The organism is Streptomyces sp. NPDC002092 (assembly GCF_053593775.1).
In genome coordinates, this window is sequence record NZ_JBSFDG010000009.1 from 210,457 (window position 1) to 228,538 (window position 18,082).

Annotated in this window: 18 protein-coding genes; 5 read left to right on the top strand and 13 right to left on the bottom strand. The window is 69.9% G+C overall.

Annotated features, from left to right (window positions below):
- Positions 1 to 474 carry a type II 3-dehydroquinate dehydratase gene (gene aroQ / locus ACWCRD_RS22330; RefSeq protein WP_115908816.1) on the bottom strand — a complete coding sequence of 158 codons (474 nt, stop codon included), beginning with the start codon at positions 472 to 474 and terminating at the stop codon, positions 1 to 3.
- A 227-nt stretch (positions 475 to 701) separates the two neighbouring features.
- On the opposite strand from aroQ, the gene ACWCRD_RS22335 reads away from it, so the two are divergent.
- Positions 702 to 1,973 carry an MFS transporter gene (locus tag ACWCRD_RS22335; protein ID WP_450967548.1) on the top strand — a complete coding sequence of 424 codons (1,272 nt, stop codon included), beginning with the start codon at positions 702 to 704 and terminating at the stop codon, positions 1,971 to 1,973.
- On the opposite strand, the gene ACWCRD_RS22340 is transcribed toward ACWCRD_RS22335, so the two are convergent.
- The 7 genes from ACWCRD_RS22340 to ACWCRD_RS22370 form a co-directional block, all read right to left on the bottom strand.
- Positions 1,963 to 3,063: a calcium:proton antiporter gene (locus ACWCRD_RS22340; RefSeq protein WP_450967549.1), complete on the bottom strand. Its 1,101-nt coding sequence runs from the start codon at positions 3,061 to 3,063 to the stop codon at positions 1,963 to 1,965. The genes ACWCRD_RS22335 and ACWCRD_RS22340 overlap by 11 nt on opposite strands.
- A gap of 69 nt (positions 3,064 to 3,132) precedes the next feature.
- On the bottom strand, positions 3,133 to 3,435 hold the full coding sequence (locus ACWCRD_RS22345) for a hypothetical protein (protein WP_450967550.1): 303 nt from the start codon (positions 3,433 to 3,435) through the stop codon (positions 3,133 to 3,135).
- A 130-nt stretch (positions 3,436 to 3,565) separates the two neighbouring features.
- Positions 3,566 to 4,567 carry a TerC/Alx family metal homeostasis membrane protein gene (locus ACWCRD_RS22350; RefSeq protein WP_450967551.1) on the bottom strand — a complete coding sequence of 334 codons (1,002 nt, stop codon included), beginning with the start codon at positions 4,565 to 4,567 and terminating at the stop codon, positions 3,566 to 3,568.
- 227 nt (positions 4,568 to 4,794) lie between these two features.
- A complete protein-coding gene (locus tag ACWCRD_RS22355) occupies positions 4,795 to 6,795 on the bottom strand; it encodes a TerD family protein (protein ID WP_450967552.1) in 2,001 nt (666 codons plus the stop codon).
- Positions 6,796 to 6,879: 84 nt separating this feature from the next.
- Entirely contained in the window at positions 6,880 to 7,458 is a 579-nt protein-coding gene (locus tag ACWCRD_RS22360) for a TerD family protein (protein WP_030933261.1), read from the bottom strand.
- Positions 7,459 to 7,617: 159 nt separating this feature from the next.
- Positions 7,618 to 9,756: an excinuclease ABC subunit UvrB gene (gene uvrB / locus ACWCRD_RS22365; RefSeq protein WP_450967553.1), complete on the bottom strand. Its 2,139-nt coding sequence runs from the start codon at positions 9,754 to 9,756 to the stop codon at positions 7,618 to 7,620.
- 40 nt (positions 9,757 to 9,796) lie between these two features.
- Positions 9,797 to 10,663 (bottom strand): MHYT domain-containing protein, encoded by an 867-nt coding sequence (locus ACWCRD_RS22370; RefSeq protein ID WP_450967554.1) that lies wholly within the window; start codon positions 10,661 to 10,663, stop codon positions 9,797 to 9,799.
- Between the two features lie 280 nt (positions 10,664 to 10,943).
- Between ACWCRD_RS22370 and ACWCRD_RS22375 the strand changes: the two genes are divergently transcribed.
- Together ACWCRD_RS22375 and ACWCRD_RS22380 are read left to right on the top strand one after the other, a co-directional pair.
- On the top strand, positions 10,944 to 11,819 hold the full coding sequence (locus ACWCRD_RS22375; RefSeq protein ID WP_450967555.1) for a glycerophosphodiester phosphodiesterase: 876 nt from the start codon (positions 10,944 to 10,946) through the stop codon (positions 11,817 to 11,819).
- A 156-nt stretch (positions 11,820 to 11,975) separates the two neighbouring features.
- On the top strand, positions 11,976 to 12,530 hold the full coding sequence (locus ACWCRD_RS22380; protein ID WP_450967556.1) for a methylated-DNA--[protein]-cysteine S-methyltransferase: 555 nt from the start codon (positions 11,976 to 11,978) through the stop codon (positions 12,528 to 12,530).
- Positions 12,531 to 12,646: 116 nt separating this feature from the next.
- On the opposite strand, the gene ACWCRD_RS22385 is transcribed toward ACWCRD_RS22380, so the two are convergent.
- Together ACWCRD_RS22385 and ACWCRD_RS22390 are read right to left on the bottom strand one after the other, a co-directional pair.
- Positions 12,647 to 13,075 carry a VOC family protein gene (locus tag ACWCRD_RS22385; protein WP_450967557.1) on the bottom strand — a complete coding sequence of 143 codons (429 nt, stop codon included), beginning with the start codon at positions 13,073 to 13,075 and terminating at the stop codon, positions 12,647 to 12,649.
- A gap of 65 nt (positions 13,076 to 13,140) precedes the next feature.
- Positions 13,141 to 13,935 carry a methyltransferase gene (locus tag ACWCRD_RS22390; protein WP_450967558.1) on the bottom strand — a complete coding sequence of 265 codons (795 nt, stop codon included), beginning with the start codon at positions 13,933 to 13,935 and terminating at the stop codon, positions 13,141 to 13,143.
- 253 nt (positions 13,936 to 14,188) lie between these two features.
- Between ACWCRD_RS22390 and corA the strand changes: the two genes are divergently transcribed.
- On the top strand, positions 14,189 to 15,316 hold the full coding sequence (gene corA, locus ACWCRD_RS22395; protein ID WP_450967559.1) for a magnesium/cobalt transporter CorA: 1,128 nt from the start codon (positions 14,189 to 14,191) through the stop codon (positions 15,314 to 15,316).
- 18 nt (positions 15,317 to 15,334) lie between these two features.
- On the opposite strand, the gene ACWCRD_RS22400 is transcribed toward corA, so the two are convergent.
- The 3 genes from ACWCRD_RS22400 to ACWCRD_RS22410 all read right to left on the bottom strand — a co-directional run bounded on the left by ACWCRD_RS22400 (position 15,335) and on the right by ACWCRD_RS22410 (position 17,022).
- Positions 15,335 to 15,763 (bottom strand): CBS domain-containing protein, encoded by a 429-nt coding sequence (locus ACWCRD_RS22400; protein WP_030933239.1) that lies wholly within the window; start codon positions 15,761 to 15,763, stop codon positions 15,335 to 15,337.
- 141 nt (positions 15,764 to 15,904) lie between these two features.
- On the bottom strand, positions 15,905 to 16,318 hold the full coding sequence (locus ACWCRD_RS22405; RefSeq protein ID WP_450967560.1) for a PPOX class F420-dependent oxidoreductase: 414 nt from the start codon (positions 16,316 to 16,318) through the stop codon (positions 15,905 to 15,907).
- 71 nt (positions 16,319 to 16,389) lie between these two features.
- On the bottom strand, positions 16,390 to 17,022 hold the full coding sequence (locus ACWCRD_RS22410; protein ID WP_450967561.1) for a uridine kinase: 633 nt from the start codon (positions 17,020 to 17,022) through the stop codon (positions 16,390 to 16,392).
- A 139-nt stretch (positions 17,023 to 17,161) separates the two neighbouring features.
- Between ACWCRD_RS22410 and ACWCRD_RS22415 the strand changes: the two genes are divergently transcribed.
- Positions 17,162 to 17,857 (top strand): DUF2293 domain-containing protein, encoded by a 696-nt coding sequence (locus ACWCRD_RS22415; protein WP_450967562.1) that lies wholly within the window; start codon positions 17,162 to 17,164, stop codon positions 17,855 to 17,857.
- Positions 17,858 to 18,082: the final 225 nt, after the last annotated feature.

The window sequence follows — 18,082 nt, forward strand, 5'->3', positions numbered from 1 at the left end:
TTACGCGTCGGCCTGGGCGGCCCCCACCAGCGCCGCGACGCGCTCCACGCCGAACACGTATCCCTGCACTCCGCACCCGGCGATGACGCCGTCGGCGCGCAGGGAGACGTACGAGTGGTGCCGGAACGATTCACGCCGGTGGATGTTGGAGATGTGCACCTCCAGCACGGGCAGTCCGTCGCAGGTGTTGAGTGCGTCCAGAATCGCGACTGACGTGTGTGAGTAGGCCCCGGGGTTGATGACGATCCCGCAGTGGTTCAGCCGTGCCTCGTGGATCCAGTCGACCAGCTCGCCCTCGTGGTTGGACTGCCGGAAGTCCACCGTGCCGCCGTGCGCGGCGGCCGCCTTGGCGCACAGGGCCTCGACGTCGGCGAGGGTGTCCTTGCCGTAGATCTCCGGCTGGCGCTGGCCGAGCAGGTTCAGGTTGGGCCCGTTGAGGATCATGATCGGGGCGTTGGCCAGGGTGCGGGGCACGGTTCCTCCGGTCCGGTGGTGTGCGGCGATCCGTCGAGGACCGCTGTTCGCACCCGGTTTATCACGGTGCCTTCGCGGCGGGACGTCCCGCACTCCCGACGGCCCGCCCGGCGCATCACCGCCACGTTCCGGCGAGGCCCGATCACGCCCGTGCGCCCCCGTAACCCGCTGTCACGGTGGGTAGTTGACGCGGCATGCACGACGTACGCACCGTAATGAGACCCTCCATGCTGCGGCTCGCAGCCGCCTCGCTCGCCGGGACGGCCATCGAGTTCTACGACTTCTTCGTCTACGGGACCGCCGCGGCACTGGTCCTGGGGCCGCTGTTCTTCCCGGCGTTCTCACCGGGGGCGGGGACGCTCGCCGCCTTCGTCACCTTCGGTGTGGGGTTCGTGGCGCGTCCGCTGGGCTCGGTGCTGTTCGGGCACATCGGGGACCGGCGCGGACGCCGGCCGGTCATGGTCTGCTCGCTGCTGCTGACCGGCGCCGCCACGGTGGCGGTCGGCTGTGTGCCGACGTACGGGTCGATCGGTGTGGCCGCCCCCGCGCTGCTCCTGGTGCTGCGTTTTCTGCAGGGGCTGGGGCTCGGCGGGGAGTGGGGCGGGGCCGTGCTGCTCACCGCCGAGCACGCGCCTCCCGAACGGCGTGCCCTGTGGTCGAGCTTCCCCCAGGTCGGGCCCGCCCTGGGGTTCGTGCTGGCCAATGGTGTGGTGCTGGTGCTGTCGGCGACGCTGTCCGACGCGCAGTTCGCCGCGTGGGGATGGCGGGTGCCGTTCTGGGCGGCGGGTGTGCTGGCCGCGGTGGGGCTGTGGCTGCGGTCGTCGCTGGCCGAGAGCCCGAGCTTCCTCGAGATCGACGACCATGCGCGCGTGCCGCTCGCGGAGGTCGTACGCGACCACTGGCGGCTCGTCCTGCTGACGGCCGGGGCGCTCTCGGTCGGGTACGCCATCTTCTACGCCGTGACGACGTGGTCCCTCGCGTACGCGACGGAGCGGCTCGGAGTCGGCCGTATCGTCATGTTGACCTGCATCATGGCCGCGGTGGTGGTGCAGGGCGCGCTCACCCCGCTGGCCGCGCTGCTCGGGGACCGCTACGGGCGGCGGCCGATGTGCCTGGTGGGGTGTGCCGCCGCCGCTGCGTGGATGTTTCCGACGGTGTACCTCCTCGCGACCGGTGAGCCGCTGCTGATGTTCGCCGGCTTCCTGGGAGCACTGCTCGCGTTCGTCACGATGTCGGGAGTGGTCGCCGCGTATCTGCCCGAGCTGTACGAGCCGCGGGTGCGCTGCACGGGAGCGGCCGTCGGCTACAACCTCGGCGGGGTGCTCGGGGGCGCGCTCACACCGATCGCGGCGACGGCGCTGGCCGGGCACGGAGGCCGGGTGCCGTGGGGCGTGGGCGCCTATCTGACGGGGATCGCGCTGCTGAGCCTGGGATGCTTCGCGCTGCTGCCGGAGACACGGCCGGCGACGATGGCCCTCGCGGAGCCGGTCATGGATTGACCGCGAGCTCCAAGTACGCCGCGAACAGCACCAGGTGGACCCCGCCCTGCAGCGGCGTGGCCCGGCCCGGCACCACCGTCAGCGAGCTCACCACCACGGTCAGGGCGAGCAGCACCATGTGCGTGGAGCCGAGGCCGAGGACGAGCGGGCCGGAGAGCCAGACGGACGCCAGGGCGACCGCGGGGATGGTCAGGCCGATGCTGGCCATGGCGGAGCCGAGGGCGAGGTTCAGGCTGGTCTGCACCCGGTCGCGGCGGGCGGAGCGCAGGGCCGCGATGGTCTCCGGGAGCAGCACCAGCAGGGCGATGATCACGCCGACGACCGCATGGTGCAGTCCGGCGGTCTCCACTGCGGACTCGATCGTGGGTGACACGCCCTTGGCCAGCCCGACGACGCCGATCAGCGCGAGACCGAGCAGGCCCAGACTGATCCACGCGGTGCGGACGGTCGGGGTGTCCGCGTGGTCGTCCGCGGTGATCACCCCGCCCTGGCGGCTGATGGGCAGGAAGTAGTCGCGGTGCCGCACGGTCTGGGTCGCGACGAAGAGACCGTAGAGGATCAGCGAGGAGATCGCGGCGAAGGTGAGCTGTACCCCCGAGAACTCCGGGCCCGGCTTGCTGGTGGTGAAGGTCGGCAGTACCAGGCTGAGCGTGGCCAGGGTGGCGACGGTGGCGAGCGCGGCGCCGGTGCCTTCGGGGTTGAAGACGGCGGTGCCGTGGCGCACGGAGGCGACCAGCAGACAGAGGCCGACGATGCCGTTGCAGGTGATCATCACCGCCGCGAAGACCGTGTCCCTGGCCAGGGTCGAGCTCTTGCCGCCGCCGTCTGCCATCAGGGTGACGATCAGGGCGACCTCGATGACCGTGACGGCGACGGCGAGCACGAGCGAACCGAAGGGTTCGCCGACCCGGTGGGCGACCATCTCCGCATGGTGCACGGCGGCGAGAACGGCGCCTGCGAGTACGAGGGTGTCCAAAGCGACCACCGCGGCGGGCAGATCACGCCCCCAGGTGAAGGCCAGCAGCACGATCGCGAGCACCGGCACGACGGACGTCCACTGCGTCGTGAGCGACCCGAGCCGAGCGATCATGCAGCGATCGTTGCAGAGGCCCAAGGGCCCCGCACCCCGGCGGTACGGGGCCCCTTCGGGGGTGCGCGGCTATTTGAGCTCGCTCATCTCCAGCAGGTCGCAGTTGGTGAACGTGCGCTCGCCCATGCTCAGTGCGGCCATCTGCTCCGCCATCTTGGTCGTCTCGGGGTCGTTGCTGTTCCGCATCGCGTCCTCGTACGACTCGAATTCGATCAGTGCGAGATAGCGGCGGGGGTTGTCCCGGTCTTTCAGGAGCATGCTGTGCGTGGGGCCGCCCGCCCGGCCGACGTTGCGCTCCCTCGCCCCCTGGACCAGCTGCTGCATCTCCTCCAGACGCTCGGTCTCAAAGGTGATGATCTGCACGAACTTCATGGGTACCTCCACCTGGCCAGGCGCTCCCAGGCTGGGGAACGCGCTCAGGAAACAAGCAAGCACCGGGAGGGGTGGTCGGCAATTCGCCGCGCACCGCTCCCGGTGCTGGTTGTTTCTACGTCCGTCGCAGTCAGGCCTGGATGCTGTCCTTCGCAGCGCCTTCGCTCTCGCCTTGCGCCGCCTGGGCCGCCGCCTGCTTCTTCGACGCGCGCAGGCTGGTGAGAGTGGTGACGACGAGGACCGAGCAGATCACGCCGAGGGAGACCGGGATGGAGATCTCCGGGACGTGGACGCCGGACTCGTGCAGCGCGTGCAGCACCAGCTTGACGCCGATGAAGCCGAGGATGATCGACAGGCCGTAGCTGAGGTGGACCAGCTTCTTCAGCAGTCCGCCGATCAGGAAGTAGAGCTGCCTCAGGCCCATCAGTGCGAAGGCGTTGGCGGTGAAGACGATGTACGGGTCCTGGGTCAGGCCGAAGATCGCGGGTATCGAGTCGAGCGCGAACAGGACATCGGTGGTGCCGATCGCGAGCATCACGACCAGCATCGGCGTCATGACCCGCTTGCCGTTCTGCTGGATCCACAGCTTGGTGCCGTGGTAGCGGTCGGCGACACCGAAGCGGCGCTCGGCAGCCTTGAGCAGCTTGTTCTCCTCGAACTCCTCGTCCTCCTCGTCGGCCCGGGCCTCCTGGATGAGCTTCCAGGCGGTCCAGATGAGGAAGGCGCCGAAGAGGTAGAAGACCCACGCGAAGCTGGCGAGGATCGCCGCACCGGCGGCGATGAAGATCGCCCGCAGGACCAGGGCTATGAGGACGCCGACGAGCAGCACCCGCTGCTGGTACTGGGAGGGCACCGCGAACTTCGCCATGATCAGCACGAAGACGAAGAGGTTGTCGACGCTCAGGGACTTCTCGGTGATGAAGCCCGCGAAGAACTCGCCGCCGGCCTGGCCGCCGCCGAAGAGGAGCAGACCGAGCCCGAAGAGCCCGGCCAGTGCGATCCAGACGACCGTCCAGATCCCGGCTTCCTTGATCGAGACGTCGTGCGGCTTGCGGCCGATGAAGAAGTCGACCGCGATCAGGGCGGCAAGGCCCACGATGGTCAGGACCCACAGGGTGGGGGAAACATCCACTGTTCCTCCGGCAATACGTAACGGCAGATGACCAGCGTCGTCGCGCTGCCGGAGGTCTCTTCCACCCAGGGTGGGCCGACGCCCCGGGATCAGTTCTGATCCGTATTGACGGGTACGCCGCAGTCGACAGGGAGTACTCCCCTCCGTGAGAACTACAGTACCCCAATCACCAAGGAAAGGTAAAGCAATTAGCAAAGGAGCGGTCAAAAAGGCTGTTCAGAGCGCCTTTACCGGTGCTTGGTGCGGGCCGCAGCCACCTGAGTGAGCACCTGCTGGAGCACCTGGCTGCCAGGGGGCACGAGGGCGGGTTCGTAGGTCCAGGCATGGCCGACCCACGGATCGGCGAGATGGTCGTCGGGCAGCGGGGTGAGGCGCAGCAGCGAACGCCACAGGGGGTCGAGCAGAGGTCCGTAGCCGGCGGCCTCCTCGCGGTCCGCGACCATCATCAGATGGACGCCCACGGCCGGGCCCTCGTCCGCGAGGTAGCGCAGCTGGGTCACCGCCCGGTCATCGAAGCCGTGCGGGAAGTCGTTGACGATCAGGAGCTGCTCGGCGGTGTCCAGGCCGGGCGGGAGCGAGTCGGCCGCACCGCCGCGCACCGCCATCTGCACCAGGTCGACGCGCTGGGTCAGCCGGGTCAGAACGTCCGCCACGCCCGCCGCACCGAGGGCGGGCGGGGTCGCGAGCACGCCGCTGTGCACCAGCGGTGCGAGCGCCTGAGCTGCGGAGCCGGCCGGGTCGATGACATGCACGGCGAACTCGCCCACCGGGTAGACCGCGAGCAGTCGTGCCGCGAGCGCCACCGCCGTGTCCATCGCGAGGCGCCCCAGCTCATCGGCGCCGGCAGACGGGTCGTCGAGCGATGCGGGACGTCCGCTGTCGATCCACAGGCCGCGTTCGAGCGGTAGGCGCACCAGCATCGGGATGCGCAGCAGCTCGCTCTCGGGCAGCGAGAGGTCGCCCAGGCGCAGGGCCATGGGGATCTCCATCGGCACCCGGTAGCCGTGCCAGACCGGGTTGTCCCAGCGCGCGTACGCGGGTGGCAGCGCGGGCTCGACGACCTCGGCCTCGGCGGCGAGCTGGGCGAGGTCCCGGTCGAGCGCCGCCCTGGCCTGGTCGACGAGTTGCGCGTGCTTGGCGCGGGCCGCCTCGCGCGCGGCCTCGCCCTGGCCGCCGATTCTGCTGCGCGGGTCGGACAGGGCCTGGTCGAGCTCCTTCTCCATGCGCGAGTCGGCGAAGTCGACGGCGCTGCGGTAGGCGGCCGTGGTGCGGGCCAGGTCCTCGAACATGCCCCAGACCTGGTTGTACAACCGCTCGTCCATGGACCAGCCGGTCGCGTCACCCGCGACCGGCGGCGCGGGCTGTCCGGGCGGGGCCGGAGGCACCGTCGGCGGGGGCGGTGGCGGAGCGGCGGCCTGCCGGCCCGGGTGGCTGTAGTCGACCGGGCCACCGGCGTTGGGCGAGGACGGCTGCGTGACCGCGGAAGGACCCGCCGGGTATCCGGGCTGGGTGCCCTGTGGCCCATACGGAGATGTGGGCTGCGGTGGTACGGGGCCGGAAGCGCCCTGCGGTGCCGCGCGGCCGCCCTCGTCGGGTCCGTGCGCCGGCGCGGCGGCCTGGCGTGTCCGGTCCCCCTCCGCGGTGCGCTGCGGGGGTGCCGGCACCGAGCGGGCCAGGCCCTGGGCCACCGCCTCGTTGATGGTGCCCGCCAAGAGGTGGGCCTCGGTCAGGCCCTGGTCGGCGAAGAGCTCGGCGAGGCCGCCCGCGTACCCCTGGCCGACGGCACGCACCTTCCAGGCGCCCTGCCGGCGGTAGAGCTCCAGGGCGACGACGGCGCACTCGGCGTCCAGACCGGTGATCGTGTAGCTGGCGACCTCGGTGCCGTCCAGGCCGGTGACGGCCACGAAGGGGGCGGCGGCCGTACCGAAGCGGACCGGGCCCTGCCCGCCGGTCGTGGGCAGGGCGAGCAGCACATTGACCCGGTGCACGGCCTCCGGCATGGCGTCCAGGTCCACCGCGAGACGGTGGTCCGCGGCCGCCTGCTTGGAGACTTCGAGGCCGGGCAGGGTGGGCGCGCCGGGGTGGGCCACCCATTCGACGCCGCGTGCCTTGCCGTTCTCGTCGCTGAGCGTGGCCGAGGCCACGACCGGCGTGCCGGCCGCAACCCGGATCTCCAGACGGGACTGGGAGAGCGGGTGGTTCTGCCCCCGCACCAGCTCGGCCGTCATCGCCCTCGTCCCCCTGTGTCGCTGGTGTGTCGTGTTGTGTGCCGCCAGGGCCCGTCTCCGCGGCGGGCCCTGGCGGGGTGGGCTCTACAGGTGCGGCAGGATCGCCGGCATCAGGTCCTGGAAGGTACGGCCGTTGGCCGGGGTGCCGAGGGCCGTCATCGTCCAGCCCGGGCCCGAACGGTGCACCTTCGCCATGATCTGGGCCGTGTAGGCGCCGCCACCCGCCAGCGTGTAGCGGGCGAGCTCCTGGCCGTTGGTCTCGTCGACCAGGCGGCAGAACGCGTTCTGCACCTCCTGGAAGGTCTGGCCGGTGAAGGAGTTCACGGTGAAGACGATCTGGTCGATGTGGACCGGGATGCGCGCCAGGTCCACGAGGATCGCCTCGTCGTCGCCGCCCTGGCCCACGCCGCCGACCAGATTGTCACCGGTGTGACGCACGGAGCCGTCGTCGCTCACCAGGTGGCGGAAGAAGACGACGTCGACCGGCTGCTTGTCGGCGAACAGGACGGCGGAGGCGTCCAGGTCGATCTCCCGGGTGCGCGAGCCGAACAGGCCGCGCCGGGGAGCCGCCTGCCAGCCGAGACCCATGCGGACCGCGGTCAGGCTGCCTCCGTCGTTCTTCTGCAGACTGATGGCCTGACCCTTGGTCATGTTGACGGTCACGCGCTGTTCCCCTCTCGAACTGTCCCCTGTTGCCGCAAAGTCCGCGGTTGCCCAAAACCCTACGCAGGGCCACCGAGGCTGCCGCACCCCGACCCGTACTTTGTGTCGGTCTTGCAACACAGAGCGCATGGGCCGAGGTCCGGCAGCGGCAGCGGGTGCTCAGGCCAGGCCCGCCTCCCTCATCTGACGCAGTTCCTTCTTCATCTCGGAGACCTCGTCGCGCAGCCGGGCCGCGATCTCGAACTGGAGGTCGGCGGCGGCGGCGCGCATTCGCGCCGTCATCTCCTCGATCTGCTCGGCGAGTTCGGCGGCGGGACGGTCGGTCGGGACCGTCTCCGTGGCCTTGCCCTTGGCGGACTTGGCACCGCCGGCCGCCTTGGAGCCGAGGGCGGGCACGGGTGCCTTGGCGGCCTTGCCGTCCTTCAGCTTGCGGTAGCCCGAGCCGAGCAGCTGCTCCGTGTCGACGTCCTCGCGGGCGATCTGGGCGACGATGTCGTTGATCTTCTTGCGGAGCGGCTGGGGGTCGATGCCGTGGGCCGTGTTGTACGCGACCTGCTTCTCCCGGCGGCGGTTGGTCTCCTCGATGGCTTTCTCCATCGCCGGGGTGATCTTGTCGGCGTACATGTGGACCTGGCCGGAGACATTGCGCGCGGCGCGGCCGATGGTCTGGATCAGCGACGTACCGGAACGCAGGAAGCCTTCCTTGTCGGCGTCGAGGATGGCCACCAGGGACACCTCCGGCAGGTCGAGTCCCTCGCGCAGCAGGTTGATGCCGACCAGGACGTCGAACTCGCCGGAGCGCAGTTCGCGCAGCAGCTCGATGCGGCGCAGGGTGTCGACGTCGCTGTGCAGATAGCGGACCTGGATGCCGAGCTCCAGGAAGTAGTCCGTGAGGTCCTCGGCCATCTTCTTGGTGAGGGTGGTGACCAGGACGCGCTCGTCCTTCTCGGTGCGGGTGCGGATCTCGTGCACCAGGTCGTCGATCTGGCCTTCGGTGGGCTTGACCACGACCTCCGGGTCGACCAGGCCGGTGGGACGGATGATCTGCTCCACGGCGCCGTCCGCGCGCGAGAGCTCGTACTTGCCCGGGGTCGCCGACAGATAGACCGTCTGCCCGATGCGCTCCTGGAACTCCTCCCACTTCAGCGGCCGGTTGTCGAGGGCGGAGGGCAGGCGGAAGCCGTGGTCGACGAGGGTGCGCTTACGGGAGGCGTCACCCTCGTACATCGCGCCGATCTGCGGGACGGTGACGTGGGACTCGTCGATGACGAGGAGGAAGTCGTCCGGGAAGTAGTCGAGCAGGGTGTTCGGCGGGGAGCCGGGCGAACGGCCGTCGAAGTGCATCGAGTAGTTCTCGACGCCGGAGCAGGAGCCGATCTGGCGGAGCATCTCGAGGTCGTACGTGGTGCGCATCCGCAGGCGCTGGGCCTCCAGGAGCTTGCCCTGCTTCTCCAGCTCGGCCAGCCGCTCGCCGAGTTCCTTCTCGATGTCGTTGACGGCCCGCTCCAGGCGTTCCGGTCCCGCCACGTAGTGGGTGGCCGGGAAGATGTACAGCTGCTGGTCGTCGCTGATGATCTCGCCGGTGATCGGGTGGAGCGTGGAGAGCGCCTCGATCTCGTCGCCGAACATCTCGATGCGGACGGCGAGTTCCTCGTAGACCGGGAAGATCTCGATGGTGTCGCCGCGGACGCGGAAGGTGCCCCGGGTGAAAGCCAGGTCGTTGCGCGTGTACTGGATGTCGACGAAGCGGCGCAGCAGCTGGTCGCGGTCGATCTCGTCGCCGACCCTGAGGGGGACCATGCGGTCCACGTACTCCTGTGGCGTGCCGAGGCCGTAGATGCAGGAGACCGAGGCGACCACGACGACGTCCCGGCGGGTGAGCAGCGAGTTCGTGGCGGAGTGGCGCAGGCGCTCGACCTCCTCGTTGATCGAGGAGTCCTTCTCGATGTAGGTGTCCGACTGCGGGACGTAGGCCTCGGGCTGGTAGTAGTCGTAGTACGAGACGAAGTACTCGACCGCGTTGTTCGGCAGCAGCTCGCGGAATTCGTTCGCCAGCTGGGCGGCCAGGGTCTTGTTCGGCGCCATCACCAGGGTGGGGCGCTGAAGCTTCTCGATCATCCACGCGGTGGTGGCGGACTTGCCGGTGCCGGTCGCGCCGAGCAGGACGACGTCCTTCTCGCCTGCCTCGATGCGCCGGGCGAGCTCGGCGATGGCCTGCGGCTGGTCGCCGCTGGGCTGGTAGGGGCTGACGACCTCGAAGGGCGCCACCGTGCGTTCGATGTTGGAAACGGGCCGCATGGAATCAACCGTACGACCCGGCACTGACAACGCGGGCCGATCAGCGGTTTTGCGGGGTGCGGGAGCTGCGTCGGCCCGGCTGCCGCGCTGGGCGGAGCGGGGGGCGGTGGGCCTGGTGGTGGACTGCCGGATGGGCCGGGACGCCCGGCTTGTTCTCGACAGGGCTCAGGGCGGGCTTGCCCATGACCATCAGCGGGTCGAACATCACGACCACGGCGGCGAGCAGGAGGAAGGCGAGCGGGCCCACCAGCATGGGCCACAGCAGTGCGGCCGGCGAGTCCCCGGCGGCCGTGGCCGCCGTGTCGTGGACGTGGACGCTGAGGGCCGCCATGCCCGTGTAGTGCATGCCGCTGACGGCGAGGCCCATGACGAGGCTCGCGCCCACGCTCCACAGGAAGCCCCTGACCTGTCCGGCCGCCCACAGGGCGGCTGTCGCGGCCACCATCGCGATGACGACGGAGGCGGCGACGGTCACCGTGTTGTATTCCAGCCGCCCGTTCAGGCGCATTCCGGCCATGCCCAGATAATGCATCGAGGCGATTCCCAGGCCGGTGATCGTGCCACCGGTGAACAGGGCCGTTCCCTTCGTGCCCTTGTAACCGACGATGAAGATCCCGATACCCACCATGACAATGGCGACACCGAGGCTGGCGAACGTGATCGGCTTGTCGTAGTGGATCGGGGCCTGTTTGACCGTGAACCCCATCATCGCGACGAAGTGCATGGTCCATATGCCGGAGCCGATGGCCGCCGACCCGAGGGCCAGCCAGCCGGGCCGCCAGGAGTGGGCGACGAGCATGGATCTGGTCGTGCAGCGCAGCCCCAGGGCGCCACCGAGGGAGGCCATGAGATAGGCCACCACCGGTGTGACGAGTCCGTAGCTGAATCCGTCGACCGTGCCTTGCATGCGCGGCTGCCCTTCCCGCCCTCTTACGTCCCGGAATTCCCTGAAATGCGCCCCCTCCCAGGACCGCCCGAGCGGTCAGGGTTGAGGCAGAGAGTATGACCCCCACCAGAATGGTCGAACGATTTTCCGGCAAAGAAACACGTCGTTGCCCCAGTTGTGCGGCCGCGGTGAGCGGACTTGGGCGACTCCGTTCAATGTGTGGTCGTTCTGTACGCCACCGTCGTTGACGCTCTGCTGTCACAGTTGAGCTGTCCGTGTTCACACGACGCGAGGAGTACGCATGCACGCGCGCGCAGTCGCCGCCTTCACCACCGCGCTCCTGGGGACCGCCGCCCTCCTGCTGCCCGGCTCCGCCGCGCGGGCCGGCGACGTCGACGTACGACCGCTGGTCATCGGGCACCGGGGGGCGTCCGCCTACGCGCCCGAGAACACCCTGGCCTCCATCGACAAGGCAGCCCGGCTGGGCATCCCCTGGGTGGAGAACGACGTCCAGCGCACCAAGGACGGCGAGCTCGTCGTCATCCACGACGACAGCCTGCAGCGCACGACCGACGTCGAGGAGGTCTTCCCCTGCCGGACGTCCTGGGAGGTGAAGGACTTCACCGCGGCCGAGATCGCGCGCCTCGACGCGGGGAGCTGGTTCGGCCGCCGCTATGCGGGCGCACGCGTGCCGACGCTCGACGAGTACATGCGCCGGGTCGAGCACAACCACCAGAAGCTGCTGCTGGAGATCAAGAACCCCGAGCTGTATCCGGGCATCGAACAGCAGACCCTGAAGGTGCTCGGCAACGACGGCTGGCTCGACCCGCAGCACCTGGCCGACCGGCTTGTCGTGCAGAGCTTCAGCGCGGACAGCCTGCGGATCGTCCATGACCTGAAGCCCGCCGTCAGGACGAGCTTCCTCGGTACACCGCAGTTCTCGGACCTGCCCGCCTACGCGCGCTTCATCGACGGGATCAATCCCTCCGTCGGCTCCATCTCGATGGCTTACGTCGCCGCCGTGCACGCGTTCACGGGACCGCACGGCAGGCCGCTCAACGTCTTCACATGGACCGTGAACGACGCGGACACCGCCCGGCAGGTCACCCGGTACGGCGTGGACGGCATCATCACCAACGAGCCCGACGTGATCCGAGCCGCGCTGCAGGAGCCCTGAGCTCCGGCGTCTGGGCGTTGGAGCCATGAGAACCAGCTCCGGCGATCGGGCAGAACAACGCGGCGACAGCCCAGCAGGGCGTCAGTCAGTGGCAGAGCCACGACCGCCGGAACCGCTACGAGTATCAATGTCAGTGGCGGGTCGTACGGTGGGCGCATGGACAGCGATGGGCAGTACGAACAGCAGGTCGCGTGGGCGGTGGTCGGTACCGGGATCGGTCCGCTGCTGCTGGCCGCGACCGGCGAGGGCCTGGTCAACGTCGTGTTCCACGCCACGGACGCGGTGCGTGACAGGGCGCTCGAGCGGCTGGCGTCCCGGCTGGGCCGCGAGCCCGTCGAGGCACCCGGCTCGCCGCTGCTGGCCGAGGCGATACGGCAGGTCGAGGCGTACTTCGCGGGCGAGCGGCGGGACTTCCAGCTGCCGCTGGACTGGTCGCTGATCTCGGGCTTCAACCGGCAGGTGCTGCGCGAACTGGCCTCGGGGGTGCCCTACGGCGCGGTCGTGGGCTACGGCGAGCTGGCCGGGCGGGTGGGTCAGCCGGGCGCGGCCCAGGCGGTGGGGACGGCGATGGGCTCCAATCCGCTGCCGGTCGTCGTGCCCTGTCACCGGGTGGTGGAGAGCGACGGGGGCATCGGCGGGTTCGGGGGCGGGCTGGAGACCAAGCGCAAGCTGCTCGCGTTGGAGGGGGTACTGCCCGAGCCGCTGTTCTGAGAGGCAGGCTCCGGGGGCGCGAAGGGCGGCGGGACACGGAGGCGGTAGCAGACTCCCCCCACGCGGACGGGGCGCTCACGCGCGTGGGCACCCCGCTGGTCCGCCTTGGCACCTCGCTAGTCGTAGTGGCGGGCCTCGAAGACGTTTCCGTCCGGGTCGCGGAAGTAGAAGCTGCGCCTGGCCTTTCCGCGAGCGCCGTAGGAGTCGTAGGAGAACTCGGAGACGGGTACGGCGCGTTCCTCGAGGCGGCTGTGCAGGGCTTCGAAGTCGTCGCCGGGCAGGGCCAGGCAGACGTGGTTGACGGGGTGCCCCGCGCTGTCGGCGGCGCCGGGGAGCATCTTCATGTGCTCCGCCACGGAGTGGGGCATGAGGTCGAGGATGGTCTCGTCGTTCAGCCGTACCGAGGGGAACGACACCTGCCCCGCGGAGAACTCGGTGATCCTCAGGGGGCGCAGCCCGACTGCCTTCTCGTAGAAGCCTGCCGAGGCGACCGGGTCGTGCACCCACAGGACGACATGGTCGAGACGTGTCGTGTTGTCCGTCATGTTCTTCAGGCTGGTACTGCCTCCCCCGGGCCGCAAGGGTGGGCCCGGAGTTCCCGGTCGCGAGGCTACGCCTTGCTCCCCCATGCCGAGATCATCGGGGCCGTGGCCAGGTCCATGCCTCCGGCCTCGATGTTCGCCAGGTGACGGTCGATGTCCTCGTTCGTGGCGAGGTTCGCGGTGACGAGGGTGTCGCGGATCTGTCGGATCGTGGCCGACTCGAGGGCGGCGCAGGCCGGGGAGGTGAGCGGGAAGTACGCATCGGCCTCGACGCCGAGCAGGCCGGCCTCGCGGAGCAGGCGTGGCAGGCGGCGGCCGTAGGAGAGGTCGGCACCACGGTCGGCGAGCAGCCGGCGGAAGCCGTGCCGCAGACGGTTGGCGAGTCGTTGCTCGGGGCCGTGTTCGTCGGGGCAGACCAGGGGCTGCAGGGCGGGGTCGGCATCCTCGATCAGGATGCGGCCGCCCGGCCGCAGGGCCTTGATCATCGACTGCAACGCCCGTTCGCGGTCCGGCACATGGACGAGGACCAGCCGGGCGTGCACCAGGTCGAAGCCCTCGCCCGGCGGTTCCTCGGCGCCCACGTCGTGGACGCGCACGTCCACCGGCGGCCGGGCCACGGAGGCGAGCAGCGAGGTGTCGATGTCGGTGGCGACGACCTGCCCGGTCGGGCCGACCTTCTCGGCCAGCCAGGACACCACCGAGGTGCCGCCCGCGCCGACCTCCCAGCAGCGCCAGCCGGAGTCGATGCCGAGCCCTTCGAGGTGCCGGAAGGTGGTGGGGTCGAAGAGGGAGGCGAAGGCGTCGAAGCGCTCTGCCGCCTCGGTCTGCCGGTTGTCGAGGAGATAGCCGTCGGATCGCTTCATGACGCGATCATCCCAGTTGCCCGGCTTGCCGGAAGCGGTCGACGAGTCACCTCCCGTAAGGCGGGCAGACGTTCGGTGGGCAAACCCCTTCGTCCACAGGCGGGAACCAAACGGAATGCCCCGTTCCCACAGGCTCACCCACCCCTTACACAGACCTGGCACACTGGCGCGCCAAGGCACAGACAGGCGGCTCACCACGGGGGCGAATCGCGAACCGCGCATCGAGCCCGGAGATCCACGCAAGGAGATCCATATGTCCATGGCAGGGAATCTGCGCAAGGTCACCCACCTCAGCGGGGTGGGCGGCCTGCGCAAGGTGGCACGGCTGGCCAGGCGGCGGCCACGCGTCGACCTGAGTCACCCGGCCCGGTCCCCGCTGGGCTCCTCGGTGGTGAACTGCGTGACGTACCGGGACGGCGTGCGGGTGCCCGGGGGCGGTGATCTGGTCGACGCCGTGGAGCGGGTGCGGAAAAAGGGTGACGGGTTTGTCTGGCTGGGGCTGCACGAACCGACGGACCAGGAGTTCGCGGGCATCGCCGAGCTCTTCGATCTGCATCCGCTGGCGGTCGAGGACGCGGTCGAGGCCCATCAGCGCCCGAAGCTGGAGCGGTACGGCGAGACTCTGTTCGCGGTGTTCAAGACGGTCTGCTACGTCGAGCACGAGGAGCTGACGGCGACCAGCGAGGTGGTGAACACCGGGGAGATCATGGTGTTCGTCGGCGAGGACTTCGTCATCACGGTCCGGCACGGGATGCATGGTTCGCTGGGGCCGCTGCGCGAGGGACTGGAGGCCGACCCGCAGCAGCTCGCGAAGGGACCGGCCGCGGTGCTGCACGCGATCGCGGACCATGTGGTCGACGACTATCTGCTCGTCACCGACTCTGTGCAGGCGGACATCGACCAGGTGGAGATGGACGTGTTCGCGGAGAACGGCGCGCGGGCCGACCCTGGCCGGATCTACCAGCTCAAGCGTGAACTCCTCGAGCTGAAGCGGGCCGTGGTCCCCCTCGGCCGCCCCGTCGAGGACCTGGCGACCCGGCCCATCCGCGTGGTCGCCCCGGAGATACAGGCCTACTTCAGGGACGTCCTCGACCATCTCATGCGGGCGAAGGAGCAGATCGCCTCCTTCGACGAACTGCTCAACTCGATCCTGCAGGCCCATCTCGCGCAGGTCACGGTCGCGCAGAACGAGGACATGCGCAAGATCACGGCCTGGGCCGCGGTGATCGCCGTACCGACGATGGTCTGCGGTGTGTACGGCATGAACTTCGATTACATGCCGGAGCTGCACTGGAGTTTCGGATACCCCCTGGTCATAGGTGTGATGGCGGTGGCGTGCCTGGCGCTGTACCGCGGTTTCCGGCGCAGCGGCTGGCTGTGAGGGGCTCCGTCGGGCGGGTCAGCGCGTCGTGCTCCGCGCGTACACGCTGTGGGCGAAGTCGGCGATCTGTTCCTCCGTCAGATGCCGGGCCACGTCGGCCTCGCTGATCATGCCGACCAGCCGCTTGTTCTCGATGACCGGAAGCCGGCGGATCTGGTGGTCCTGCATCTCCCGGAGCACGTCACCGACGTCGGCGTTCGCGTCGATCCAGCGGGGGGTGCCGTGGGCCATCTCACCGGCGGTGACCTTGGCCGGGTCGTGACCCATGGCCACGCAGCCGATGACGATGTCGCGGTCGGTGAGGATGCCGCAGAGCCGCTCGTTCTGGTCGCTGATGGGCAGGGCTCCGACGTTCAGTTCGCGCATCAGCTGGGCCGCGCGGTCCAGTGTCTCGTGGGCGGGAATCCACTGGGCGCCACGGTGCATGATGTCTGAGGCGGTGGTCATGGAATACCTCCCGGTGCCGGACGGCCGGCGCGGTGCGGGGACGCATCGCTAGTCCCGGCGCCCTACATTGTCGCCGGGCGGCCCGGCACCCGCACCCGGAACTTGGCGGTAGCGGGCGGCGGGGGCGCCGCCCCGGAAGCCTCAGGCCGAGAAACCCACGATCTTCCGCGGGACGATGCGGATGATCACGCGGACCTCGTCGTCCTTCTCCCCGGGCGGGTCGATGCCGAGGTACTTGTGCGAGAGCTCGTACGGGAGCTGCTTGCCCTCGTCGGGGAGGATCTCGGCGGTGCCGCGGATCTCGACCGAGGTGTAGGGGTCGGCGAGGTCGAAGACCGAGAGGCTGATGCGGGGATCGCGGCGGAGGTTGCGCACCTTCTGGCGTCCGTCGGTGGAGGAGAAGAGCACGGTGTCGCCCTCGCGCTTGATCCAGACCACCGAGTTCTGCGGGGCGCCGTCGGGGCCGAGGGTGGCGACGCTGGCGAAGTTCTTGCCGTCGAGGAGGGTGCGGACGGAGTCGGTGAAGGAGGCGGGGTCACTCGAAGAGGTCGTCATGGGACCACAGTAACTATATGCGCATGCATATAAAAGGTGTTTGCCGTTTTGCCGATCAACCCCTCGATGAATCAACCCCTCCAGGCCGGATGGCGCGGGTCGTCGGCTCGCACCAGGACGTCGGCCGTGCCTGCCGGGTCGGTCTCGTCCGCGTAGCGCTGGAAGGCGGCAAGTGTCCAGTGATCGGCCTCGGGGGTGCGGCGGCGGAGGGCGCCGGGTGAGAGGAGTACATGGACGGTCAGGTCGAAGGGGAACCAGTGGCGCAGCAGGAGGGGGCCGTGCAGCAACAGGAAGCCACCGGGCGGGAGTTGGGTGTAGGGGGTGCGGGTGGCGCGGTCGGTGACCGGGTCCCACAGGTCGGGCAGGACGCGCCCGTCACCGCCGGGTTCGAGGGGGCCGAACACCTCACGCCACAGCGCGCCGGTGTCCAACCAGCCGTCGTAATAGGCGTCGACGTCGTGGTGGCCGTACTCGAGGCGGACGGACGCGGGCCGCAGAAAGCCCTCCGCGCCGACGGTCAGCGAGGCGCGGCCGCGTACCCGCAGGGCTTCGGCGACGCGTTCGGCGAGGTCTCCCGGGCGGGCTGCCGGCGCTCCGTCGAAGGCGATGCGGGGCCAGGGGCTGCCGTCGGCGGCCTTGAGGTCGAGCAGTCGCTCGGCCAGGAGGTCGCCGAGCCGGTCCCAGGTGATCGCTTCGAGTCGCACATCGCCCATGATGCGTCAGCCGTCGGCCGGGGTGCGCCTCGCGCCGATGAGAGGGCGGCGTGGACAGGGGTGGAGGGCGGAGGTGCAGTGGGCGCGATTTCACGGTAGTCCGCAGTGCCCTCGGGGGAAGGAAACACCTATGGCACGTCTTGCAACACCTGCGCCCCGCACCGGGATTGTCGTCTTCCAGCCGATCAAGAGACGGCACTGCGGGGAGTGTCATGCGGGGCCGTTGCCGCTGCTTGTGCTCGAGGAGGGGGCACCGCGGTGTCTCGACTGTGCCGACCTCGGGCATCTGGTGTTCCTGCCGCGCGGCGACACCGCGCTGACCCGGCGGTCACGGGAGGAGAGTGCGCTGTCGGCGGTCGTGGTGCGCTTCAACCGGCGCAGATCGCGGTACGAGCGGCAGGGCGTCCTGGTCGAGGAGGCGGGGCTCGCCCGGGCCGAGGGGCGGTGCCTGGCGGACGCGGAGGCGCGGCGGCGGCGCCGGCTGCGGGACGCCCGGCGGCGGATCGCGGAGGACCTGCGGTTCACGGAGGCGTTCGCGGCGGAGATACGACGGCTGTTTCCCAGGTGCCCGGCGGAGCGGGCGCGGGCGATCGCGGCGCATGCGTCGGTTCGGGGCAGCGGGCGGGTGGGCCGGAGCGCGGCGGGGCGGGCGCTGTCCGAGGCGGCGGTGGTCTCGGCGGTCGCGGCCTCCGTACGGCACGTGGACACGCCGTACGACCAGCTGCTGATGAGCGGAGTACCACGGCACGAGGCCCGTCGACGGATAGGGGCGGCGGTGGAGACGGTGCTGCGGGGGTGGCGCTCGGGAGAGGTGGGGGTCGGTTGACGCGGGGCGGGGGCCGTCGCAAGGCGGGATCGGTCGGCGAAAGCGCCGGGGCCGTGGGCGCGAGTCCGGGGCCCGTGGGCGAAAGTCCGGGAAAAGGCGCGTCCGCTGAGGAAGGACGGCGGTCAGGTCCAGAAAAGGTCGAAGCCCGTTGGCGACAGGCCGAGGTCGATTGGCAAGGCCGAGGTCCGTGAGTGACAGGCCGCGGTCGCCCACGAAAGGCCGAGG

Bases quoted from the DNA above. Each gene is read 5' to 3' on its own strand.
- ACWCRD_RS22335 (WP_450967548.1), top strand. From the start codon at position 702: ATGCTGCGGCTCGCAGCCGCCTCGCTCGCCGGGACGGCCATCGAGTTC.
- ACWCRD_RS22340 (WP_450967549.1), bottom strand. From the start codon at position 3,063: ATGATCGCTCGGCTCGGGTCGCTCACGACGCAGTGGACGTCCGTCGTG.
- ACWCRD_RS22345 (WP_450967550.1), bottom strand. From the start codon at position 3,435: ATGAAGTTCGTGCAGATCATCACCTTTGAGACCGAGCGTCTGGAGGAG.
- ACWCRD_RS22355 (WP_450967552.1), bottom strand. From the start codon at position 6,795: ATGACGGCCGAGCTGGTGCGGGGGCAGAACCACCCGCTCTCCCAGTCC.
- uvrB (WP_450967553.1), bottom strand. From the start codon at position 9,756: ATGCGGCCCGTTTCCAACATCGAACGCACGGTGGCGCCCTTCGAGGTC.
- ACWCRD_RS22370 (WP_450967554.1), bottom strand. From the start codon at position 10,663: ATGCAAGGCACGGTCGACGGATTCAGCTACGGACTCGTCACACCGGTG.
- ACWCRD_RS22375 (WP_450967555.1), top strand. From the start codon at position 10,944: ATGCACGCGCGCGCAGTCGCCGCCTTCACCACCGCGCTCCTGGGGACC.
- ACWCRD_RS22380 (WP_450967556.1), top strand. From the start codon at position 11,976: ATGGACAGCGATGGGCAGTACGAACAGCAGGTCGCGTGGGCGGTGGTC.
- ACWCRD_RS22385 (WP_450967557.1), bottom strand. From the start codon at position 13,075: ATGACGGACAACACGACACGTCTCGACCATGTCGTCCTGTGGGTGCAC.
- ACWCRD_RS22390 (WP_450967558.1), bottom strand. From the start codon at position 13,935: ATGAAGCGATCCGACGGCTATCTCCTCGACAACCGGCAGACCGAGGCG.
- corA (WP_450967559.1), top strand. From the start codon at position 14,189: ATGTCCATGGCAGGGAATCTGCGCAAGGTCACCCACCTCAGCGGGGTG.
- ACWCRD_RS22400 (WP_030933239.1), bottom strand. From the start codon at position 15,763: ATGACCACCGCCTCAGACATCATGCACCGTGGCGCCCAGTGGATTCCC.
- ACWCRD_RS22405 (WP_450967560.1), bottom strand. From the start codon at position 16,318: ATGACGACCTCTTCGAGTGACCCCGCCTCCTTCACCGACTCCGTCCGC.
- ACWCRD_RS22415 (WP_450967562.1), top strand. From the start codon at position 17,162: ATGGCACGTCTTGCAACACCTGCGCCCCGCACCGGGATTGTCGTCTTC.